Annotated in this window: 18 protein-coding genes; 2 read left to right on the top strand and 16 right to left on the bottom strand. The window is 72.2% G+C overall.

Annotated elements, in window-relative coordinates:
* The 7 genes from OVN18_RS05595 to OVN18_RS05565 all read right to left on the bottom strand — a co-directional run bounded on the left by OVN18_RS05595 (position 1) and on the right by OVN18_RS05565 (position 8,440).
* On the bottom strand, positions 1 to 978 hold the full coding sequence (locus OVN18_RS05595; protein WP_267782533.1) for a carbohydrate ABC transporter permease: 978 nt from the start codon (positions 976 to 978) through the stop codon (positions 1 to 3).
* Positions 979 to 981: 3 nt separating this feature from the next.
* Positions 982 to 2,274, bottom strand: coding sequence for an ABC transporter substrate-binding protein (locus OVN18_RS05590; protein WP_267782532.1), 1,293 nt, complete (start codon positions 2,272 to 2,274; stop codon positions 982 to 984).
* Between the two features lie 188 nt (positions 2,275 to 2,462).
* The gene (locus OVN18_RS05585) at positions 2,463 to 3,923 is read right to left on the bottom strand and encodes an aldehyde dehydrogenase (NADP(+)) (protein ID WP_267782531.1); all 1,461 of its coding nucleotides are present in this window, start codon (positions 3,921 to 3,923) and stop codon (positions 2,463 to 2,465) included.
* Positions 3,920 to 5,032, bottom strand: a complete 1,113-nt coding sequence (locus OVN18_RS05580) for a mandelate racemase/muconate lactonizing enzyme family protein (protein WP_267782529.1) — start codon at positions 5,030 to 5,032, stop codon at positions 3,920 to 3,922. Before OVN18_RS05580 ends, OVN18_RS05585 begins: the two co-directional genes overlap by 4 nt.
* Entirely contained in the window at positions 5,029 to 6,018 is a 990-nt protein-coding gene (locus tag OVN18_RS05575; protein ID WP_267782527.1) for a 5-dehydro-4-deoxyglucarate dehydratase, read from the bottom strand. The genes OVN18_RS05580 and OVN18_RS05575 overlap by 4 nt, the downstream gene beginning before the upstream one ends.
* Positions 6,015 to 7,013, bottom strand: coding sequence for an NAD-dependent epimerase/dehydratase family protein (locus tag OVN18_RS05570; protein WP_267782525.1), 999 nt, complete (start codon positions 7,011 to 7,013; stop codon positions 6,015 to 6,017). Before OVN18_RS05570 ends, OVN18_RS05575 begins: the two co-directional genes overlap by 4 nt.
* Positions 7,010 to 8,440 (bottom strand): Gfo/Idh/MocA family protein, encoded by a 1,431-nt coding sequence (locus tag OVN18_RS05565; RefSeq protein WP_267782522.1) that lies wholly within the window; start codon positions 8,438 to 8,440, stop codon positions 7,010 to 7,012. Before OVN18_RS05565 ends, OVN18_RS05570 begins: the two co-directional genes overlap by 4 nt.
* A 172-nt stretch (positions 8,441 to 8,612) precedes the next feature.
* Here OVN18_RS05565 and OVN18_RS05560 point away from each other — a divergent pair, with 172 nt between their 5' ends.
* Positions 8,613 to 9,074 carry a GNAT family N-acetyltransferase gene (locus OVN18_RS05560; protein WP_267782520.1) on the top strand — a complete coding sequence of 154 codons (462 nt, stop codon included), beginning with the start codon at positions 8,613 to 8,615 and terminating at the stop codon, positions 9,072 to 9,074.
* 133 nt (positions 9,075 to 9,207) lie between these two features.
* On the opposite strand, the gene OVN18_RS05555 is transcribed toward OVN18_RS05560, so the two are convergent.
* Together OVN18_RS05555 and OVN18_RS05550 are read right to left on the bottom strand one after the other, a co-directional pair.
* Positions 9,208 to 9,771 carry a hypothetical protein gene (locus tag OVN18_RS05555; protein WP_267782518.1) on the bottom strand — a complete coding sequence of 188 codons (564 nt, stop codon included), beginning with the start codon at positions 9,769 to 9,771 and terminating at the stop codon, positions 9,208 to 9,210.
* Positions 9,764 to 10,543, bottom strand: coding sequence for a YfbU family protein (locus OVN18_RS05550; RefSeq protein ID WP_267782516.1), 780 nt, complete (start codon positions 10,541 to 10,543; stop codon positions 9,764 to 9,766). Before OVN18_RS05550 ends, OVN18_RS05555 begins: the two co-directional genes overlap by 8 nt.
* Before the next feature lie 73 nt (positions 10,544 to 10,616).
* Between OVN18_RS05550 and OVN18_RS05545 the strand changes: the two genes are divergently transcribed.
* Positions 10,617 to 11,099 carry a GNAT family N-acetyltransferase gene (locus tag OVN18_RS05545; protein ID WP_267782514.1) on the top strand — a complete coding sequence of 161 codons (483 nt, stop codon included), beginning with the start codon at positions 10,617 to 10,619 and terminating at the stop codon, positions 11,097 to 11,099.
* Here the strand turns inward: OVN18_RS05545 and OVN18_RS05540 are convergent.
* From OVN18_RS05540 to OVN18_RS05510, 7 genes are all read right to left on the bottom strand, one after another.
* On the bottom strand, positions 11,096 to 11,977 hold the full coding sequence (locus tag OVN18_RS05540; protein WP_267782513.1) for an aldo/keto reductase: 882 nt from the start codon (positions 11,975 to 11,977) through the stop codon (positions 11,096 to 11,098). The two genes, OVN18_RS05545 and OVN18_RS05540, sit on opposite strands and share 4 nt — an antisense overlap.
* 124 nt (positions 11,978 to 12,101) lie before the next feature.
* Positions 12,102 to 13,466, bottom strand: coding sequence for a rhamnulokinase (locus OVN18_RS05535; RefSeq protein ID WP_267782933.1), 1,365 nt, complete (start codon positions 13,464 to 13,466; stop codon positions 12,102 to 12,104).
* A 71-nt stretch (positions 13,467 to 13,537) separates the two neighbouring features.
* Positions 13,538 to 15,586 carry a bifunctional aldolase/short-chain dehydrogenase gene (locus tag OVN18_RS05530; protein WP_267782512.1) on the bottom strand — a complete coding sequence of 683 codons (2,049 nt, stop codon included), beginning with the start codon at positions 15,584 to 15,586 and terminating at the stop codon, positions 13,538 to 13,540.
* Between the two features lie 57 nt (positions 15,587 to 15,643).
* Positions 15,644 to 16,822: an L-rhamnose isomerase gene (rhaI, locus tag OVN18_RS05525; RefSeq protein ID WP_267782509.1), complete on the bottom strand. Its 1,179-nt coding sequence runs from the start codon at positions 16,820 to 16,822 to the stop codon at positions 15,644 to 15,646.
* Positions 16,823 to 16,941: 119 nt separating this feature from the next.
* The gene (locus tag OVN18_RS05520) at positions 16,942 to 18,384 is read right to left on the bottom strand and encodes an L-fucose/L-arabinose isomerase family protein (RefSeq protein ID WP_267782507.1); all 1,443 of its coding nucleotides are present in this window, start codon (positions 18,382 to 18,384) and stop codon (positions 16,942 to 16,944) included.
* Positions 18,385 to 18,416: 32 nt separating this feature from the next.
* Complete coding sequence (locus OVN18_RS05515) at positions 18,417 to 18,773, bottom strand: L-rhamnose mutarotase (RefSeq protein ID WP_267782506.1); 357 nt, start codon at positions 18,771 to 18,773, stop codon at positions 18,417 to 18,419.
* Positions 18,774 to 18,865: 92 nt separating this feature from the next.
* Positions 18,866 to 19,933, bottom strand: coding sequence for a rhamnose ABC transporter substrate-binding protein (locus OVN18_RS05510; protein ID WP_267782505.1), 1,068 nt, complete (start codon positions 19,931 to 19,933; stop codon positions 18,866 to 18,868).
* Between the last annotated feature and the right edge of the window lie 4 nt (positions 19,934 to 19,937).

Here is a 19,937-nt window from a genome sequence, read left to right as displayed (position 1 = left end):
TCAGCCGTTCTTCGTGATGGCGCCCGCGAGATCGCGGCGCAGGATGAAGCGCTGGTAGAGGAGGGCGACGACGAGCGACACGACGAAGAGGATCACCGCGACGGCGCTGCCGTAGCCGATCTGGGATCGCCCGTTGCCGTACTCGACCATGTAGGTCGCCATGGTCTCGGTGGCGTTCAGCGGCCCGCCCCCGGTGAGGATGAAGACCATGTCGAACAGCTGCAGCGAGCCGATGATCGACAGGAACGCCCAGATGCGGATGGTCGGCCCGAGCAGGGGCAGCGTGATGTGGCGCTGGATCTGCCACCAGCTGGCGCCGTCGATGGATGCTGCTTCCGACAGCTCCTCGGGCACGCCCTGCAGCCCGGCCAGCATGAGGATGATGGCGAAGCCGAGGTACTTCCACGTGATCACCGCGAACAGCGTCCAGAACGCGATGTCGGGATCGGCGAGCCAGAGGGGCTTCGGCCCCGCCCAGCCGAAGACGGTGAGCATGCCGTCGAACGGCCCGTCCGGCGGCAGCAGCAGCTTGAAGGCCAGGCCGGCGACGACCTCGCTCAGCACGTAGGGCACGAAGATCAGCGTGCGGATGAGGGTGCGCCCGCGCAGCGGCCGGTTGAGCAGCAGCGCGATGCCGATGGCGAGGGGGCCCTGGATGAGCAGGGACAGGATGACGATGAGCGCGTTGTTGCGCATCGCGCCGAGGAACACCGGGTCGGCGAGCGCGCGGGCGTAGTTGTCGAGGCCGATGAAGCGCTCGAGGCCGCCGAGGCCGTTCCAGTTGAAGAAGCTGTAGACGGCCGCGAGGCCGACGGGGACGAGCACGAAGGTCGCGTAGACGACGAGGGCCGGGGCGGCGAAGCCCCAGGTGAGCAGGAGGCCGCGGCTGCGCGCGCGGCGTCGGGCGGGCGGGGTGGACGGCAGGGGCGCCGGGCCCGCGGAGACCGCGGGCCCGGCGCTGACAGTGGAGATCGACATGGGCTAGAGGGTCGCCGCAGCGTCCTTCATGCTCTGCACGATGCTCTCGGGCTCGCCCTGGCCGCCGAAGAGCGAGACGATGCCCTCGTTCATGGCGCCGCCGACGGTCGCGCCGAAGGCGGTGTCGAGCCAGAGCTGCACGTAGCTCGCCGACTGCAGGCCGTCGAAGACGAGCTGCAGGTTCGGGTCGCTGATGCCTGCCTCGGAACCCGGGGTCACGGGCACGCCGGCGCCGATCTCGCCGAAGCGGGTCTGCACCTCCACGCTCGTGATGTAGTTCAGCAGGTCGGTGCACTCGGGCGGCGACCAGGCGCTGCACGAGAAGCCGTCGCCGCCGCCGAGGGCCGCGGTCGGGTCGCCCTGGGCGCCCTCGATGGCGGGGAAGTTGAACCAGCCGAGGAACTCGGGCGGGGTGGCCTCGGCGTCGCCGGTCTCCTCCTGGAGGATGCCGCCCATGACGCCGGGGTTCCACTGGCCCATGAGCTCCATGGCCGCGCCGCCCGTGGCGAGGATGCCGGCGGAGCTGCCCGCGCCCTGCTGGGCGCCGGTGCCGAGGAAGCCGTCCTGGAACGGCTCGGCGGCGATGAACTCCTCGAGCAGCTCACCGGCCTCGATGAAGCAGGGGTCGTCGAAGACGAGCTCGGCCTGCGCGGTCTGCAGCACCTCGGGGTCGCACGACTTCAGCGCGAAGTTGTACCAGTAGTGCGCGGCCGGCCAGCCGTCGCCCGCGCCGACGGCGATGGGCACGATGTCGGCGGCCTTGAGTGCGTCGATGGCGTCGTAGAGCTCGTCGAGGGTGGTCGGCGTCTCGGTGATGCCGGCCTGGGCGAAGAGCTCGGTGTTGTACCAGAAGCCCTCGATGCCGAAGTTGAAGGGCAGACCGTAGGTCGCCCCGTCGACCTGCCAGGGGGCGACGACGCCGCCGAGGGCATCCACCTGATCGGCGACGTCCTCGCTGATGTCCTTGACGTAGCCGGCCTCGACCTGGGCGGCAAGCTCGCCGGCGCCCCACTGCTGGTAGAGGTCGAGTCCGCTGCCGGTGCGCAGCTGGTTCGGGATGAGGGTGCGCTGCAGCTCCTCGTTCTGATAGGCGGTGACCTCGACGTTGACGCCGGGGTTGGCCTCCTCGAACTCGGCCGCCACGTCCTCCCAGAAGCCGAGCAGGGGCTCACCCGTACCGTTGTGCCACCAGGTGAGGGTCACGTCGCCGTCGGCGCCGCCCTCCCCCGCCGGCGCGCACGCCGTGAGGCCGAGCGCGAGGGCGGAGGCCGCTGCAACCGCCGCCCAACGCGTCATCGATCGTCTGTTCATCATTGAACCTCTCGAAAGTTTCGGCTACTCCGCCGAAAGTGATGTGGACATGGCGAATATACGTCGGCCCTGGTTTGCAGTCAAGCCCAACATATTGCGAGGGGCGGATGCTCAGCCGAGGCTCTCGCGAGCGAGAGTTTCGCGATGCCCGAGGGGCGACTCGGGCGGCCGGCTCAGGCCGTGCGCAGCACGCCGTCGACCCGGCGCGGCAGGCCGAGCGGGTTCGCCTCCCGCAGCTCGAGCGGCAGGCGCGACTCGGGAGCCTGCTGGTAGGCCACGGGCCGCAACCAGCGGCGCAGCGCCGAGGCCCCCACCGAGGTGAAGAGCGAGGTCGTCGCGGGCCACGGGCCGCCGTGGTGCTGGGCCCACGACACGGCGACGCCCGTCGGCCAGCCGGCGAAGAGCACGCGGCCGGCGACGGCCTCGAGCAGCGCGAGCGTCGCATCGACCTCGTCCGACTCCTCGGCGTGCAGGGTGGCGGTCAGCCCTCCGGGCAGAGCGCGCAGCACGGCGTGCAGCTCGGCCTCGTCGGCGTACTCCACGAGCAGCACGGCCGGGCCGAAGCACTCCTCGAGCAGAGCATCCGGTGCCGCGAGAACGGTACGGGCGGGGGCGGCCAGCACGAGGGGCGTCGCGCCGCCCTGCTCGACGGCGCTCGGCAGCGCGGGGCTGAGCGTGCGCACGCCCTCGACGGCGGCGAGCCGCGCGGCGATCGTCTCGAAGCCTTCGGCGATGCGCGGCATGAGCATGGGCTGGGTGGCGACCGCCTGCGCCCCCGAGGCCACCTGCTCGGCGAATCCCGAGCCGGCGGGCACGAGGACGACGCCCGGCTTGGTGCAGAACTGGCCCGCGCCGAGCGTGAACGAGCCGACGAGCCCCTCGGCGAGCGCCTGCCCGCGCGCCGCGATCGCCGCGGCCGTGATGACGACGGGGTTGAGGCTGCCGAGCTCGCCGTAGAAGGGGATGGGGTCGGGGCGAGAGGCGGCGAGGTCGAACAGCGCGCGGCCTCCCGGGATCGACCCGGTGAAGCCGACCGCCGTGATCGCCGGATGCTGCACGAGCGCGATGCCCTCCTCGCGGCCCGCCGCGGTCTCGAGCACGCCCTCGGGGGCGCCCGCGGCGACGAGCGCGTCCCCGAGCACGGTCGCGACGCGCTCGCTGAGACGGGGATGCCCGGGGTGCACCTTCACGACGACCGGGTTGCCCGCGGCGAGCGCCGACGCCGTGTCGCCCCCCGCCACCGAGAACGCGAAGGGGAAGTTGCTCGCCGCGAAGACCGCCACCGGCCCGAGGGGCACGAGCATGCGCCGCAGGTCGGGAGTCGGCGGCACCGTGCTCGGATCGTCGTGGTCGATGGTCAGCTCGAGCCACGAACCCTCGCGGATGACCGCGGCGAAGAGGCGCAGCTGGTTCGTCGTGCGCGCGAGCTCGCCGGTGAGGCGGGCGGCCGGCAGGTGCGACTCCTCCCCCGCGAGGGCGACGAGCTCGGCGGCGTGCGCGTCCAGCGCCTCGGCACCGGCCTCGAGCCAGGCGGCGCGCTCGGCGATGGTCGAGCGGCGCATCGCGGCGGCGGCCGCGAGCGATCGGGCGAGGCGGGCGTCGAGGGTGCTGGTGGCGGCGTCGGTGCGCGTCATGGCTGCTCCTGAGGGGTGCGGTCGTCGAGGAAACGGATGCCCAGGCCGGGCTCGGGCCGTGCCGCGGGTCGCGACTGCGCCCCGTCGAGGGTCATGGGGCTCGGGCCGGCGAGCACGCCGGTATCGGCGAGCGCCCCCTCCTCCACGCGCTCGACGGCCTCGATCTCGGGCATCGCGAGGGCGAGCTGCGCGCTCAGCTCGGGCTGCAGGTGCGGAGCGAGCCGGGCGCCGCGGGCGACGACCTCGGCGGCGATCGCCCGGAACGGCGTGATGCCGCCGACCCGCACGACGTTCGGCTGGGCGACCTGCAGGGCTCCGGCGTCGAGCAGGTCGCGGAAGCGGTGGACGGTGTGCAGGTTCTCGCCCGCCGCGATCGGGATGCTCGTGCTGGCCGCGAGGGCGCGGTACCCGGCGGTGTCGTCGGCGCGGAGGGGCTCCTCGAGCCAGTCGATGCCGAGGGGCTCGAGGGCGGCGGCGGCCGTGCGGGCCGCGTTCAGATCCCACCGCTGGTTCGCGTCGACGCGCAGGGCCCGGTCGGGGCCGATGATCGAGCGCACCAGGGCGATGCGCCGCAGATCGTCGTCGAGCTCGGGGCGGCCGATCTTCATCTTGACCGCCGGGTAGCCCGCCGCGACCCAGCGGCGGGCCTGCGCCGCGAGCTCGTCGTCGGAGTAGTGCAGGTTGATGCCGGATCCGTACAGCGGCACGGCATCCCGTCGCCGGCCGAGCAGATCGGCGATCGCGAGGCCGCGCGACCGCGCGTGGGCATCCCACAGGGCGAGGTCGAGGCCCGCGAGCGCGATCGTCGTGATGCCACCGCCGCCCGCCTCGTGCACGAGCGTCCACAGCTCCATCCACAGGGCCTCGGGGTCGGCGGGCCGCCCCAGCGCGCGGGGCACGAGCTCGTCGTCGAGCATCGCGTGCACGGCGCTCGCGCCGACGGTCGGGGTCCACGTGAAGCCGTGGCCGACCGTTCCGTCGGAGAGCTGCGCCTCGACGACGATCACGTGGTTGACGGTGACGTCGGCCGCCCAGGGGCGCGGCAGCGGCGCGACGAGGCGGCGCGTCGTGACGCGCTCGATGGTGGGGGTGCTCGGGATGCCCGTCACGAGCCCGCGGTCACCGGGGCCGCCGAACCCGCCGTCGCGCCGGTCGTCGCCCCGGCCGTCGCCGCGGCCGCGAGCGCCCGCCCGTGCGCGAGCAGCCGGGCGAGCTCGGCCTCGTGCTCGGGGCTCGGATCGACGAGCGGCGCCCGCACCGACCCCACGTCAGCCCCGCCGAGCCGCAGCCCCGCCTTGATGAGCGAGACGGCGTAGCCGGGGGTGGTGTCGCGCAGCCGTACGAGCGGGCCGTAGAACTCGCGCAGCCAGTGCGCCTGCCCGTCCTCGTCGTGCGCGGCGTACGCGCGGTAGGAGCCGAGCGCGATCTCGGGCGCCATGGCGAAGACGGCCGAGCTGTAGCGGTCGACGCCGATGGCCCGGTAGGCGGCCTGGCTCAGCTCGGCGGTGAGCAAGCCGTTGAAGAAGGTGACGTCGTCGCGGCCGAGGTCGCGCGCCCTGAGCACGAACTGCTGCATGAGGGCGACGTCGCCGACGCCGTCCTTGATGCCGACGACGCGCGGGTCGGCGAGCAGCTCGGTGATCGACTCGAGCGTGAACTGCGCCGTGCCGCGGTGGTACAGGATCACCGGCAGATCGGACGCGTCGAGGATCGCGCGCACGTAGGCGACGAGCCCGGCCTGCGTGCCGCCGACGAGGTAGGGCGGCAGCACGAGCAGCGCCTGAGCACCGTGCTCGGCGGCGAGGCGGGCGCAGGCCCGGGCGTGGCCGAGCGGCCCACCGACGCCGCCGACGAGCGGCACCCGGCCCCCGACGGCCGTGCGAGCGGCGGCGATCACGATGCCGTACTCCTCCGTGCCGAGCGCGTGGAACTCGCCCGTTCCGCACGCCGCGAAGACCCCGGCGGCTCCGGCCTCGACGCCCGCGGCGATGTGCGCAGCGGTGGTCTCGGCGTCGACCTCACCGGCGGCGTCGAAGGCCGTGACGGGGAAGAACAGCACGCCGGCGGGGAAGGCGAAGGGGGCGATGGTCGTCATGGGCGGTGCGTCTCTCGGTCGGCGGTGGAGGCGAGGGCGGGTTCGGGAGCGCGGCCGGGCGCAGGCGCGGCGGGCGCGGCAGCGGCGACGGGATGCCCGGCCTCGCCGAGCTCGCTGCGCCACGAGCGCCGCGGCCGCCAGCCGAGCAGCTCGCGCGCGCGGGCGCTCGAGAACACCGGGTCGGTGGGCCCGAGCCGGAGGGCGCGCGCGGCCGCTCCGGGCACGAGCCGCGCCAGGGCCTCGGGCACGGGCTCGCGCACGAGCGAGTCCTCCGCTCCGACGAAGAGCACCTCGCCGTTCGGCACCTGCGACGCGCGCTCGCCCCACTCGTGCACGAAGTCGGCGGCGTCGCGGGCATCCAGGTAGTTGAAGAGGGCGACGGCCGAGAGCGCCGGGCTCGCGAGGCGCTCGAGCACCGTGTGGCCCTGCTGGGTGGGGGCGCCGGCCCACTCCTCGGGCGCGATGACGTAGCAGGGGCGGAAGGCGCCGATGCGCAGCCGGTCGCCGTGCGCGCGGGCGGCCATCGCGACGAGCTGCTCGAGGGCGAGCTTCGACAGGGCGTAGCCGTTCCACGGGGCGGTCGGGTGGCGCTCGTCGATGGGCAGGCTCGTCGGCGACCAGCCGCCGGGCGCGCCGTAGCCGATCACGGTGGGGCTGCTCGCGACGAGCATCGACTCGGCCCCGCAGGCGAGCGCGGCCTCGAGCACCGAGAAGGCGAGGCCCGTGTTGACGGCCATCATGGTGGCGTCGGGCGCGCTGAAGGGAACGGCGATGGCGGCGAGGTGCACGATGCGCTGCGGCCGGATGCTCTGCAGCAGCGCGGCGGTGGCCGGGGCATCCGCCAGATCGTGCTCGACCTGCTCGACCTGCTCGACCTCGAGGCCGGGCACGCGACCGCGGTCGATCGACACGACCTCGTGGCCGTGCTCGGCGAGACCGCGCACGACGCTGCGGCCGAGCCGGCCCGCGCCGCCGGTCACGACGATGCGGCTCATGAGCGGGCGGGCGCGTCCTGCGCCGTGCGCGCCCCGCGGGCGCCGCGCGCTCCCGGCGCGACGCAGCGCGCCGCCGCGCCGAAGGCCAGCTCGCCGATGACGACCGGTGCGCCCGTGGCCAGGGAGGCGTTGCCCGCGATACCGACCGACACCGCCCGCACGCCGTCTTCCCACGTCGAGACGAGGCCGAGCGGGTCCTCGCCCGGGCCGTCGAACAGGTCGCGCAGCAGGGGCGCGTCACCGCCGCCGTGGCTGCCCTCGGGCTCGTCGATGGGCACCTCGCGGGCGGCCTCGAAGTGCCGCTGCACGACGAGCGTCTCGCTCATCGGCCGCGACGCGTCGTCGACGACGCCGTCGGGCAGTGCGCTCGGGTCCGTGACGGCGCGGCCGTCAGCGTCGAGCAGCACGGCACCGCGCTCGACGACGGTGAGCTCGGCCCGGCCCTCGGTGCCGTTGACGGCGACCGTATAGCCCTCCCACGGGGCGTGGGCGTTGAGCGAGTAGGTCATCGTGGGGCCGCCGCAGTAGTCGACGATGAGCGCCAGGTTGTCCTCGATCGTGATGCCCTCGTCGAAGACGTCGCGGTCGCGCAGGTAGCCGTCGTGGTGCTCGTTCTCGAGGTAGAGCTCGCGCATCCTCTCGTCGGCGCGCAGGTCGAGGCTGAAGGCGTCGCGCAGGGGCGAGTCGGTGCTGCCGCGCTCGGGGCGCTCGCCGAGGCCGCGGTCGCGCGCGTTCTCGGCGCCGTAGAAGCGCAGGGCTCCGCTCGCGTAGACGCGGCGCGGCACGTCGTCGATCCACCAGCCGGCGAGGTCGAAGTGGTGCGAGGACTTGTGGATGAGCAGCCCGCCCGAGTTCTGCTTCTGCCGGTGCCAGCGCCGGAAGTAGTCGGCCCCGTGCGCCGTGTCGAGCACCCACTCGAAGTGCACGCTCGTGACGGTGCCGATCTCGCCGGAGGCGATGAGCTGCTTGAGGGCCTTGTTGCGCGGCGAGTACCGGTAGTTGAAGGTGACGATGACCTGCCGCCCGGTGCGCTCGACCGCCTCGGCGATGGCCGTGACGCCCGCCTCGTCGATCGTCAGCGGCTTCTCGACGATGACGTCGGCCCCGGCCTCGAGGGCCGTGACGATGTGGGCGGCGTGGGTGTGGTCGGGGCTCGTGACGATGACCCGCTCGACCCGGTGCTCGGCGATGGCGGCGGCGAGGGCATCCGGTGCGAACCGAGTGGGGGCCGGATGCCCGGCCGCCGTCATGGTGCGCTCGGCGTAGTCGAGCCGGCCCGGGTTGGTGTCGCTCCAGGCGACGAGCTCGCCGCGGCCGGCGTGCAGCCCGGCGAGGGCTCCGATGTACATCTGCGCGCGGCTTCCGGCGCCGAGGAGCGCGTAGCGGGGGCGGGGTGCGGGGGCGGCGGACGGCGGGGTGACGGTCACGGCGGTGCTCCTCCTCGAGCGATCGGACTGCCAGACTAGGCTAGAAAGCGCTTTCCCGCAGGTCGGATCAGGGCGGTGGCAGGGTGGCAGCAGGGCGGCGGGCCGGTCGGCCGGCTGGGCCGGTGGCGGAGTCCCGGGCGAGGAGCCGCCCCGAGCGGAGGAGAATGCCGGGATGACCGTGCGCTACTCCACCGACCCCGCCGACGTCGACCTCGCGCTCGCCCACCGCTGGCTCTCGGAGGACGCCTACTGGGCCCTCGGCCGCAGTCGCGCGCTGCAGGATCGCGCCTTCGCGAACTCGATCCCGCTCGTCGCGATCGAGGAGCCCGACGGTGCCGGCACGGACGGGACAGCCGACGGCGACGGCGAGGCCGGCGGCATGGTCGCGATCGCCCGGCTCGTCACGGATCGCGCGACCTTCGCCTGGCTCTGCGACGTCTACGTGCGACCGGATGCCCGCGGCCGCGGCATCGGCTCGGGCCTCGCCCGCTTCGCGGCCGAGCAGGTGCGCGCCCTCGGCGTGAAGCGCACGATGCTCGCCACCGCCGACGCGCACGGCGTCTACGCCGGGGTCGGATTCGAGCCGCTCGACGAGCCCGCCCGCTGGATGGTGCTGCCCGGCCCGGGCGCGTGAGCGGCGCCCTCGTCGGGACGGCCGTTGACCGCAGCTCCGCACTCGGCGTACTCTGATCTCGCGACGGGCACTAGCCCCGAGAAGTGAGCTCGGCAGTCTTCCGGAATGGGAACGACCAGCCGGGCTCGCGCCGTTAAGGGGCGAGATCGATCCGTTGCTGGACGAGCGGAGCGCAGCGGCGCATCCAGTCCCCACCGGCCTGCGAGCACCACGCGACGGCGTCCGCAACCCAGAGAAGCGGCTCATCCTTCGGACGCTCATGGCGGAACGCGAACGCGCGACGCTCCCCGAGGTCCGAGAGCCGGCGACTGATCGTGGCTCTATCAGCGGCGTTGACGCCGACGTCCGCACTCTCCAGCACGAGCTCCGAGGCCCGCTGCAGCACCATGAGCTCCGTCACGGCGAACAAGCACAGCCGACGCGCTTCCTTCTCCCTCAGCCCACGCACCCGGTAGACCGTGACCCGGACCTTCAAGTCGCACATCGCCGCGAGAAGCCGACGGCGGGACGAGTCGCTCTCGCTCGTGAAGTGAAGGCGCGACTGCCCTGGTCTCAGGAGCCGTCGCAACTCGCTCTGGGCCGCCTTGAGGCTGCCCGGCGAGACGACGGCGGCAGCGAGGATGTAGCCTCGAGCCTTCGATTCGTCGACGAACACTCGTGCGTCACGGGGAAAGGATGCGGCCTCGATCTCAGCCATCGCGCCGATTGCTCGGATGCACACTGGCCGCGGCGATGGCGTTGAGTTCCTCCAGCGTCAGCCCGTAGTCGCCTGAGCGACGATTCCGTCGCCGCGAGATGGCCCGGCGGTACTCGGCGAGCATCCGCTCGTAGGTCTCGAGCATGGGCAAGTGGGAGTTTCCACCCGTCCGATCGAACAGCGGACGGACTTCCTCCCACCGACCGTCGTCGAGCATGTGCTGCACGTACAGCGACATATGCAGCTCGATCGAACGGTTGTGATCAAACCCGCGGAAGGTGAGCGAACGGCGGATCTCATCGGGCGCGCCCCGACCCTCGGCTTCCACCTTCGAGAGCGAGTACTGCGCGATGCGGAACATCTCCAGGACGTCATTGACGCGCCGACAGTCGTGGGGCGAGAGCTCCGTGGAGAATCCTGCGGATTCGACCCAGTACTCAGCGGTGTAGCCGCGCTCCACGATCTCAGCCATGCGGCGCTGATCGTCGGGCGAGCCTTCAGGGCCTCGTGCATCGGCGGGGAGCACCTGGGCCAGGATTCGATGGAGCATGGAGAGCGACTTGCGCTCGATGAAGGTCAGGGTCTCCGGCGCCGGCTCATCCCCAGCTTCCGTCGGCGTTGCGCCTTCCCGCACGTCAACGATGGCATCTCGGATGAGCACCCGCATGTACTCGCTAAGAGTCAGTTCGCGCTCACGCGCCTTCCGTTCGAGGGCGTCCCGGTCAGCATCGTCGATGCGCAGGTTGATAGTGGCCACGACGTCTCCGATCATCTGAATCACGATATTGCGTAAGCGTAACACATGGATTCAATTGAGCGTTGTCGTCCCGTGCTTGAGTGGCGGCATGACCTTACGACCGTTCGGCCCCGCCGATCGCGAACCGCTCACGGAATTCCTCGACAGCGTGGACCTCACCCGCAGCGGATTGGACGCGCCGACGGTGCACCTCTGGATCGAGTACGACACCAGCGGCGCGATCGTCGGGAGCACCGGCTACGAGCTCAGCCCCGACGGCGAGCACGCCCTGATCCGCAGCGTCGCCGTAGCTCCGCACGCGCGATCGCGCGGTCGCGGGATGCAGCTCGCCCGATTCGCCCTCGAGCACGCCGCCGCCGCGGGCGCCACTCGCGCCTGGCTCTTCAGCCGCCGGTCCGGGCCGTTCTGGCAGGGCCTCGGCTTCGCGTCGGCCGATCGCGACGAGCTCGCCCGCGTTCTCGCGGACGCGCATCAGGTGCGGCTGTTCGTCGAGAGCGGCCAGCTCGCGCGCGAGGTCGCCTGGTCGAGGCCGCTCGATCCCGCCGGCCCCGTGTCGGGGCGCCCCAGCTAGTCGTTCGGGCTCGCCGGCGGCTCGCCCATCGCCTCGACCGCGTCGAAGAACTCCTCCGGCACCTCCACCTCGACGAGCTCGGCGAGCTGATCGAGCCGCGCCCGCGAGCTGATGCCGACGACGGTCGAGTCCACGAGCGACGATCGCAGCGAGAAGTGCAGGGCCGCGGCGGCGAGGTCGACGCCGTGCTCCCGCGCGAGGGCGCGCAGCGCCTCGATGTGCGCGCGGAACTCGGCGCTCGGCGAGCGGTAGCCGTACGTCTCGGCCGTGCCGTTGGCGAGGATCCCGCCGCCGAAGGGCGCCGCGTTGAAGACGGTCATGCCGCGCTCGCGCGCATCCCGGATCAGGGGCAGCGCCTGCCGGTCGACGAGCGTGAAGCGGTTGTGGGTGAGCACGGCGTCGAAGGCGCCCGTGAGCACGTAGTCGTGCACGAGCTGCGTCTGGCCCGCGGCGATGCCGATCGCGTCGATGACGCCCTCGTCCCGCAGCTGCAGCAGCGCGGCGACGGGCCCGTCGGCGGCCATGCCCTCCTGGAGGGTGATCGTGTACGGGTCGTGCAGGTGGTAGATCGGCAGATGGTCGAGGCCGAGGCGGCCGAGGGACTCCTCGATCGAGCGGCGCACGCGGTCGCCGTCGAAGCGGCCCTCGGCATCGGCGTCGGCCTTCGAGTAGAGGCGCCCGCCGGGGCGCAGGCCGCCGCGCCGGGCGAGAGCGAGCCCCAGCTCGGCCTCGCTGCGGCCGCCGGCGTAGTTGTTCGAGGTGTCGACGTCGCCGAGCTCGCTCGCGAGCAGCGCGTCGGCGAGCGCCGCGATCTCGTCGGCGTCGCCACGGGCTCCGAGCGAGGAGGCTCCGAGGGTGATCGGGGTGGGGCGGAGCATGCGGGGGCCTTCCGGTCGGGGGTGCGGGATGTGCGGCGGTGCTTCTGCCGCAACACTGGCCGTTCCGCGCAACGCTGCAGCGAGAAACCCGCTGCGTCACGCCGAACTCGCAGCGTTCCGGAGATCAGGCCGCGCGCGGGTCGAACCGCTGCGGCGGGTGCGACTGCGCGACGAGGGCCCGCAGGCTCTCGAGCGTGCCGCCGAGCCCGTGCGCCCGGGCCTGCACGAGCAGGGTGCCGAGGGCGGTGGCCTCGACGGGGCCGGCGAGCACGGGCATCCCGGCGCGGTCGGCGGTGAGCTGGCACAGCAGCGGGTTGAGCGAGCCGCCGCCGACGAGGTGGATGACCTCGACCGGGCGATCGGCGAGCTCGGAGGCCGTGCGCACGGCTGACGCGAAGGCGACGGCGAGGCTCTCGACGATGCAGCGGGCGAGGGCCGCGCGCGTCGACGGCACGGGCGAGCCCTGCTCGGCGAGCGCCGCCGCGATGCGCGCGAGCATGTCGCCCGGCGGCAGGAACCGCGGATCGTTCGCGTCGAACACGGGCACCGGGCCGGTCACGGCGGCCGCCTCGGCGAGCAGCCGGCCGAGATCGATGCGCTCCCCCGCCGCCTCCCACACCCGCACCGACTCGCTCAGCAGCCACAGCCCCATCACGTTGTGCAGAAAGCGCGTGCGCCCGTCGACGCCGCCCTCGTTGGTGAAGTTCGCCGCGTAGGCCGCGTCGGTCATGACGGGATGCTCCGTCTCGAGCCCGACGAGCCCCCAGGTGCCGCAGCTGATGTAGGCGGCCTCGCGCCGCACGAAGGGCACGGCCGCGACGGCCGAGGCCGTGTCGTGGGATCCGACGGCCGTGACCACGACCCCCGCGGGCGCCCCCAACGCTTCCACCGCCGACGCCGTGAGCGGCCCGATCGTCTCCCCCGGCTGCACGAGCTCGGGCAGCAAGTGGCGCGGCACTCCGAGGCGCTCGACGAGCGCCTCGTTCCACGCGCGGGTGCGGGGGTCGAGCAGCCCCGTGGTGGAGGCGTTGGTGACCTCGGCGACCGGGCGGCCGGTGAGCCAGAACGCCACGAGGTCGGGGATGAGGAGCAGGTGATCGGCGGCATCGAGCCGCTCCGGGGTCTCGGCGGCGAGCTGGAAGACCGTGGTGAAGGGCAGGTGCTGCAGCCCCGTCTGCGCGAAGAGCTCGCGGGGCGGCACGACGGCGTGCACGGCATCCACCCCGCGGGTCGACCGGTCATCGCGGTAGTGGAAGGGCTCGCCCAGCAGCACCCCGTCGGCGACCAGGCCGTAGTCGACCGCCCACGAGTCGATGCCGATCGAGGTGATGAGCGGGTCGTCGGCGAAGGCCTGCCGCAGCCCGGCCATGATGCTGCCGCGCAGCGCCACGATGTCCCAGTGCAGGCCGTCGGCGCGCTCGATCGGTCCGTTCGGGAACCGCGCGACCTCGACCATCTCGATGCTCCCGGCCGACACGACCGCGCGCATGACGCGGCCGCTCGTCGCGCCGAGGTCGACGGCGGCGAGATGGATGGCGCCGGCGTGGATCCTCACCGCGACTACCGCAGGAACGCGGCCGCGACGCCCGCGTCGACGGGGATGTGCAGGCCCGTCGTGTGCGAGAGGTCGGGGCCGGTCAGCACGGCGACGGCGTTGGCGACGTGCTCGGGCAGCACCTCGCGCTTGAGGATGGTGCGCTGCGCGTAGAACGCGCCGAGGTCCTGCTCGTCGACGCCGTAGGTGGCCGCGCGATTGGCGCCCCAGCCGCTGGCGAAGATGCCGGATCCGCGCACGACGCCGTCGGGGTTGATGCCGTTGACCTTGACGCCGTGCTCGCCGAGCTCGACGGCGAGCAGCCGCACCTGGTGGGCCTGGTCGGCCTTCGTCGCCGAGTAGGCGATGTTGTTGGGGCCGGCGAAGACCGAGTTCTTGCTCGAGATGTAGATGACGTCGCCGCCCATGCCCTGCTCGATGAGCACGCGCGCGGCCGCCTTCGCGACGAGGAACGAGCCCTTGGCCATGACGTCGTGCTGCAGATCCCAGTCGGCCTCGGTGGTCTCGAGCAGCGGCTTGCTGAGCGACAGGCCCGCGTTGTTGACGACGATGTCGATGCCGCCGAACGCGAGCACGGCATCCTCGATCGCCCGATCGATCGCGGCCGCGTCGGTGACGTTCGCCTGCACGCCGATCGCGACGTCGGTCGAGCCGAGCTCGCCGGCCGCCGCCTGGGCCTTCTCGAGGTCGAGGTCGGCGATCACGACGCAGGCGCCCTCGGCCGCGAGGCGCGTCGCGATGGCCTTGCCGATGCCGCTCGCGGCGCCCGTGACGAGAGCGACGCGGGTGGCGTGCGACTTCGGCGCGGGCATGCGCTGCAGCTTCGCCTCCTCGAGCGCCCAGTACTCGATGCGGAACTTCTCGGCATCGCTGATCGGCGCGTAGGTGCTGAGCGCCTCGGCGCCGCGCATGACGTTGATGGCGTTGAGGTAGAACTCGCCGGCCACGCGCGCGGTCTGCTTGGTCGCGCCGAAGCTGAACATGCCGACGCCGGGGACGAGCACGATGAGCGGATCGGCGCCGCGGATCGCCGGGCTCTCGGCAGTGGCGTGCGCGTCGTAGTAGGCGGTGTAATCGGCGCGGTACTGCTCGTGCAGTTCCTTCAGGCGGTGGATGCTCTCCTCCACCCCCGCGTCGGCCGGCAGGTCGAGCAGCATCGGCTTGACCTTCGTGCGCAGGAAGTGATCGGGGCAGCTCGTGCCGAGCGCCGCGAGCGCCGGGGCCTTCTCGCTGCCGAGGAAGTGCAGCACCCGCTCGTCGTCGCTGAAGTGGCCCAACATGGGGCGGTCGTGGCTGGCCAGCCCTCGGATCGTGGGCGCGAGCGCCGCGGCCTTCGCCCGGCGCTCCTCGGCCGCGAGCGGCCCGAACCCGGCGCGCTCCCCGCCGAACGGCTTCGCGTCGCCGTGCGCGTCGATGTGCGCCTGCGCGGTGTCGATGATCCAGCGGCTGTTGCGCTCGCTCTCCTCGCTCGTCTCTCCCCACGCCGTGATGCCGTGGCCGCCGAGGATGCAGCCGATCGCGTCCGGGTTCTGCTCCTTGACGGCGGCGATGTCGAGGCCGAGCTGGAATCCGGGCCGGCGCCAGGGCACCCAGACGACCTTCCCGCCGAAGATCTCGGCCGTGAGCCGCTCGCCGTCGGCCGCGGTCGCGATCGCGATGCCCGCATCGGGGTGCAGGTGGTCGACGTGGGGCGCATCCACCAGACCGTGCATAGCGGTGTCGATGCTGGGGGCGGCGCCGCCCTTGCCGTGCAGGCAGAAGTCGAAGGCTGCGACCATCTCGTCCTCGCGCTCGACGCCGGGGTAGACGTCGACGAGGGCGCGCATGCGGTCGAGGCGCAGCACGGCGAGACCCTGCTCGGTGAGGGTGCCGAGGTCGCCGCCGGAGCCCTTCACCCACAGCAGCTCGACGGGCTCGCCCGTGACGGGGTCGGTCTCGACGCCCTTGGCGGAGGTGTTGCCGCCGGCGTAGTTGGTGATGTGCGGCTCGGCGCCGAGGCGGTTCGAGCGGGCGAGAAGAGCGTGCTTCGCGGTGGTCGGGTTCTCGGAATTCATGGCGTCAGGCGCTTTCGAGGGGGTCGGCGAGAGGGGTGGTGATGGAGACGGAAGGACTCACGCGCCCCACCCCGCCTGAGTCCCGCCCACGCGCTCGGCGACGATGCGGTCGTAGTAGCCGCTCGCGGCGTAGGCGGCCATGGGATCGGCGGGCAGGCCGCGCGACGCGCGCCACTCGGCGAGCATCGGGCGGACATCCGTGTAGAAGGCGTCCATGAGGATGCCGTTCGCGCCGAGCACGTCGTTGGCGCGCTGCGCCGCGTCGAGCGCGTCGCGGTCGATGAGCAGCGCGCGGGCCGTCATCTCCTGCACGTTGAGCACGCTGCGGATCTGGCCGGGGATCTTCTCCTCGACGTTGTGGCACTGGTCGAGCATGAAGGCGACGCCGGAGTCGGCGTCGAGCCCGCCGCCGCGCACGACCTCGACCATGATGCGGAACAGCTGGAAGGGATCGGCCGAGCCGACGATGAGGTCGTCGTCGGCGTAGTAGCGCGAGTTGAAGTCGAACGAGCCGAGCTTGCCGAGGCGCAGCAGCTGCATGACGATGAACTCGATGTTGGTGCCGGGCGCGTGGTGGCCGGTGTCGAGGCAGACCATCGCCTTGTCGCCGAGGGCGGCCACCTGCGCGTAGCTCGTCCCCCAGTCGGGAACATCGGTGTGGTAGAACGCCGGCTCGAAGAACTTGTACTCGAGCACGAGGCGGTGCTCGTCGCCGAGGCGCCCGTAGATCGTGGCGAGGCTCTCGGCCAGGTTGTCCTGCCGGCGCCGCATGTCGTCCTGGCCGGAGTAGTTCGTGCCGTCGGCGAGCCAGATCTTCAGGTCGCGCGAGCCCGTGGCGTGCATGACATCGATGCAGTCGAAGTGGTGGTCGATGGCGCGCTGCCGGGCCGTGGGGTCGCTCGCGGCGAGCGAGCCGAACTTGTACTCCTCGTCCTGGAAGGTGTTCGAGTTGATCGTGCCGAGCGCGACGCCGTGCTCCTCGGCGTGGGCGCGCAGCACCCCGTAGTCGTCCACCTTGTCCCACGGGATGTGCAGCGCCACGCTCGGGGCGAGTCCGGTGTGGGCGTGCACCTGCGCGGCGTCGGCGATCTTCTCGAAGGGATCGCGGGGGGTGCCGGGCGTGCCGAAGACGCGGAACCGGGTGCCCGAGTTGCCGAAGGCCCACGAGGGGAGCTCGATCGCCTGGGCGGCGAGACGGTCGGTGATGGTGGCGAAGCGCTGCGCGGGGCTGGTCATGATGCTCCATTGCGTCGTGGTGAGATGAATGAATCGTTTCATATTGCGACGGGTTTCGCTACCCGTCGGAGAGGCCCGGTCGCCGAGCCGCGGTCGCGGGGCTCGGCGACCGGTCTCCGTCAGGAGAGGGAGACCTGCTGGAAGTCGAGGCCCAGGAGGTCGGCGGCAGCGCGGATCGCCGAGGCCCGGTGACCGGTGGCGAGCGCCCAGTGGTGACCCGTGCCGGTGGCGCTCCAGGCGTCGACCCACTCGCCGGGGTCGCCGCCGAAGTCGACGCGGGAGGTCGTGTTGCCGATCGCCAGCAGCGGGCCGGGCACGACCTCGCCCTCCGAGGCGATGAACGAGAACCGGCCGTCGATGGCCTGGCCGAGGGCGAAGGTCGTCACGGGGCCGTGCTGCACGTCGAACTCGACGCTCACGCCCCAGCCGCGCTTGCCGTGGAAGACGCCGAGGCCGCGCAGCAGGGGGTCGCGGGCGCTCACCGCGAGGTGGGCCGGCCCGTCGTGGCCCATCTCGACCACGCCGTCCTCGAAGTTGAGCGCCTGGATCTCGGTGAACGATCCACCGGCACCCATCGTCTGGGCGGCGAGCATGGCCACCGAGGTGCGCAGCTCGTACTCGCCCGCCATCGGGATGCCCCGCGCGGTGAGGATGGAGGCGCCGAGGATCATGCCCGCGCCGAGGCGCTCGTGGATCTCGCCGCCGAGACCGCGGTGGTAGTAGGCCATCGAGTCGAGCTGGAAGTCCTCCACGAGGCGGTCGAGGCCGACCGAGACCTTCGCCCCCCAGGCCAGATCATCCGCATCGACCGACTCGTCGAGCACGAACAGCTGCGTCGCGAGCGCGACGCGCTCGGCGACCTGCGCATCGGTGACCTCGTCCACGCGCACGCGCAGGTCATCGAACTCGAGAACCTCGACGTGGCCGCCGAGCTGGGCGGAGACGAGGGTGAGGTCGGTCGAGACGTCGAGCATGCCGGGGTAGAGGTGACCCATGAGGCCGTGCCGGGCGTGGCGCAGCACGCCGCGCACCGAGGCCGCGGTCACCCATTCGGTGATGCGGCGCCAGGCCGACTCCTGCTTGAGCCAGCCGCTCACGGAGCGGAACGGGATGCCCGCGCGACGGAACACGTTGGCGACCTCCGGCACCGAGCACTGCCCGCAGTACGCGAGCCACTCCCCCGTGCCGAACGTCGCGTGATCCATCTTCTCGGTCGGCTGCAAATCGATGATGAGCACGGGCGTCTTCGCCCGCTGCGCGATCGGCAGCACCATCGAGGAGGTGAGGTAGGTGGTGAGGAACATGACGATGAGGTCGCAGTCGCTCTGCCGCAGCTTCTCCGCCGCGACCGCCGCGTCCTGAGCGTCGGAGATGAAGCCCGCGTCGATGACCTCGGCATCGAGCATCCCGAACCGCTCGGAGACGTAGCGCGACGACTCCTGCAGCTGCGGCAGGAGGTTGGGGAACTGCGGCCAGTACGCGCCCAGTCCGCCCGCGACGAGTCCGATGCGGGTGCGGCGGCGGGTCGCGGGGGTGAGCAGATCGCTCGCGAGGGTGGTCATCGAGACTCCTTAGCGGTAGGGGAGGAAGTGGTTCAGGCGAGCTCGGCGAGCTGCGACTCGAGGTGGAACACCATCGGCAGGGCGCGCATCGCCTCATCGGGGCGGCCCTCGAGGGCTTCGAAGAACGGGGCCATCTCGGCCTGCCACCGGGCGTTCACCTCGGTGCGGGCCATGGCCTCCTGGGCCGCGGCGAAGTCGTCGGTCTCGAGGTAGCCGACGAGCAGGCCGGAGTCGTCGAGGAAGAGCGAGTAGTTGCGCCACCCGGTCTGCGCGAGCGCGGCGAGCATCTCGGGCCAGACCGCCGCGTGGCGCTCGCGGTACTCCTCGAGACGGTCGCGCCGCACCTTGAGGAGGAAGCAGACGCGCTGGGGGGCGGGGGAATCGGACACGGCGGTGCTCCGTTCGAGTGCGGGGTCCGGTGACGGACGGGGGTGCCGCGCGGGCCGGGCCGGATGACCCGACCCGCGCGACGGGAAGAGCATCAGAACGAGATGTAGTCGTACTCGTCGATGTTCTCGGGGGTGAACTTCAGCAGCTCGCCGACGATCACGAGACCGTCGGGGCCGACCGTGTAGCTGCCGAGCTTGCCGGCGTCGAAGGTGTCACCCTCGGCGCCCGTGATGGTGCCCTCCAGCAGCGCCTTGCCCGCGTAGGCGGTCAGGTAGCCGACCTCGGACGGGTCCCACAGGGCGAACGCCTGCACGGTGCCGTCGTCGAGGTACTCCTTCATCTGGCCGGGCAGACCCAGACCAACGAGCGCGACCTGACCCTTGTACTCCGACGTCGAGAGGTAGCGGGCCGTCGCGGCGATGCCGACGGTCGTCGGCGAGATGATGCCGGCGAGGTCGGGGTACGACTGCAGCAGGCCCTGGGCCTCCTGGAACGACTTCGTGTCGTCGTCGTCGCCGTAGACGGTCGCGACGAGATCCCACTCGTACTCGTCGCTCTCCTCGATCTGCTGGATCATCGCCTCGATCCAGGCGTTCTGGTTCGGCGCGGCCGCCGTGGCCGAGAGGATGGCGATCTCACCCGTGCCGCCGATCTGGTCGAACAGCTGCTCCAGCTGGCCGGCGGCGACGCCCTCGACCGAGGTCTGGTTGATGAACAGGTCGCGGCACTCGACGGCCGAGTCGGAGTCGAAGGTGATGATCTTCGCCCCGCCGGCGCGGGCGTCCTCGAGCGCCGGGCAGACGGCATCCGGGTCGTTGGGCGAGACGGCGAGGATCTGCGTGCCGTTCTGCACCTCGGTCTGGATGAAGGGGATCTGGCTGTCGGCCCCGGCATCGAGCGGCGCCGCCTCGGCGTAGGTGAAGCCGAGCTCCTCGGCCGCCTCCTTCGCCCCGGAGAGCTCGAGCGTGATGTACGGGTTGTTCAGGTTCTTGGGGATGAACGAGATGCTGGCGCCCTCGCTCGATCCCTCGCCTCCTCCTGCCTCGCCGCCGGCGTCGGCTGCGCACGCGGAGAGCAGGAGCGCAGCGACGGTGCCGGTTGCGGCGAAGGTGAGCAGGCGACGTCGCGGGCTCGATCCATGCTTGCGGAGAAACTCCATTGTT

The organism is Microcella daejeonensis (assembly GCF_026625045.1).
GTDB lineage: Bacteria > Actinomycetota > Actinomycetes > Actinomycetales > Microbacteriaceae > Microcella > Microcella daejeonensis.
Note: the sequence above shows the minus strand (reverse complement) of the source record. Positions and strands in the feature narration are given on the sequence as shown.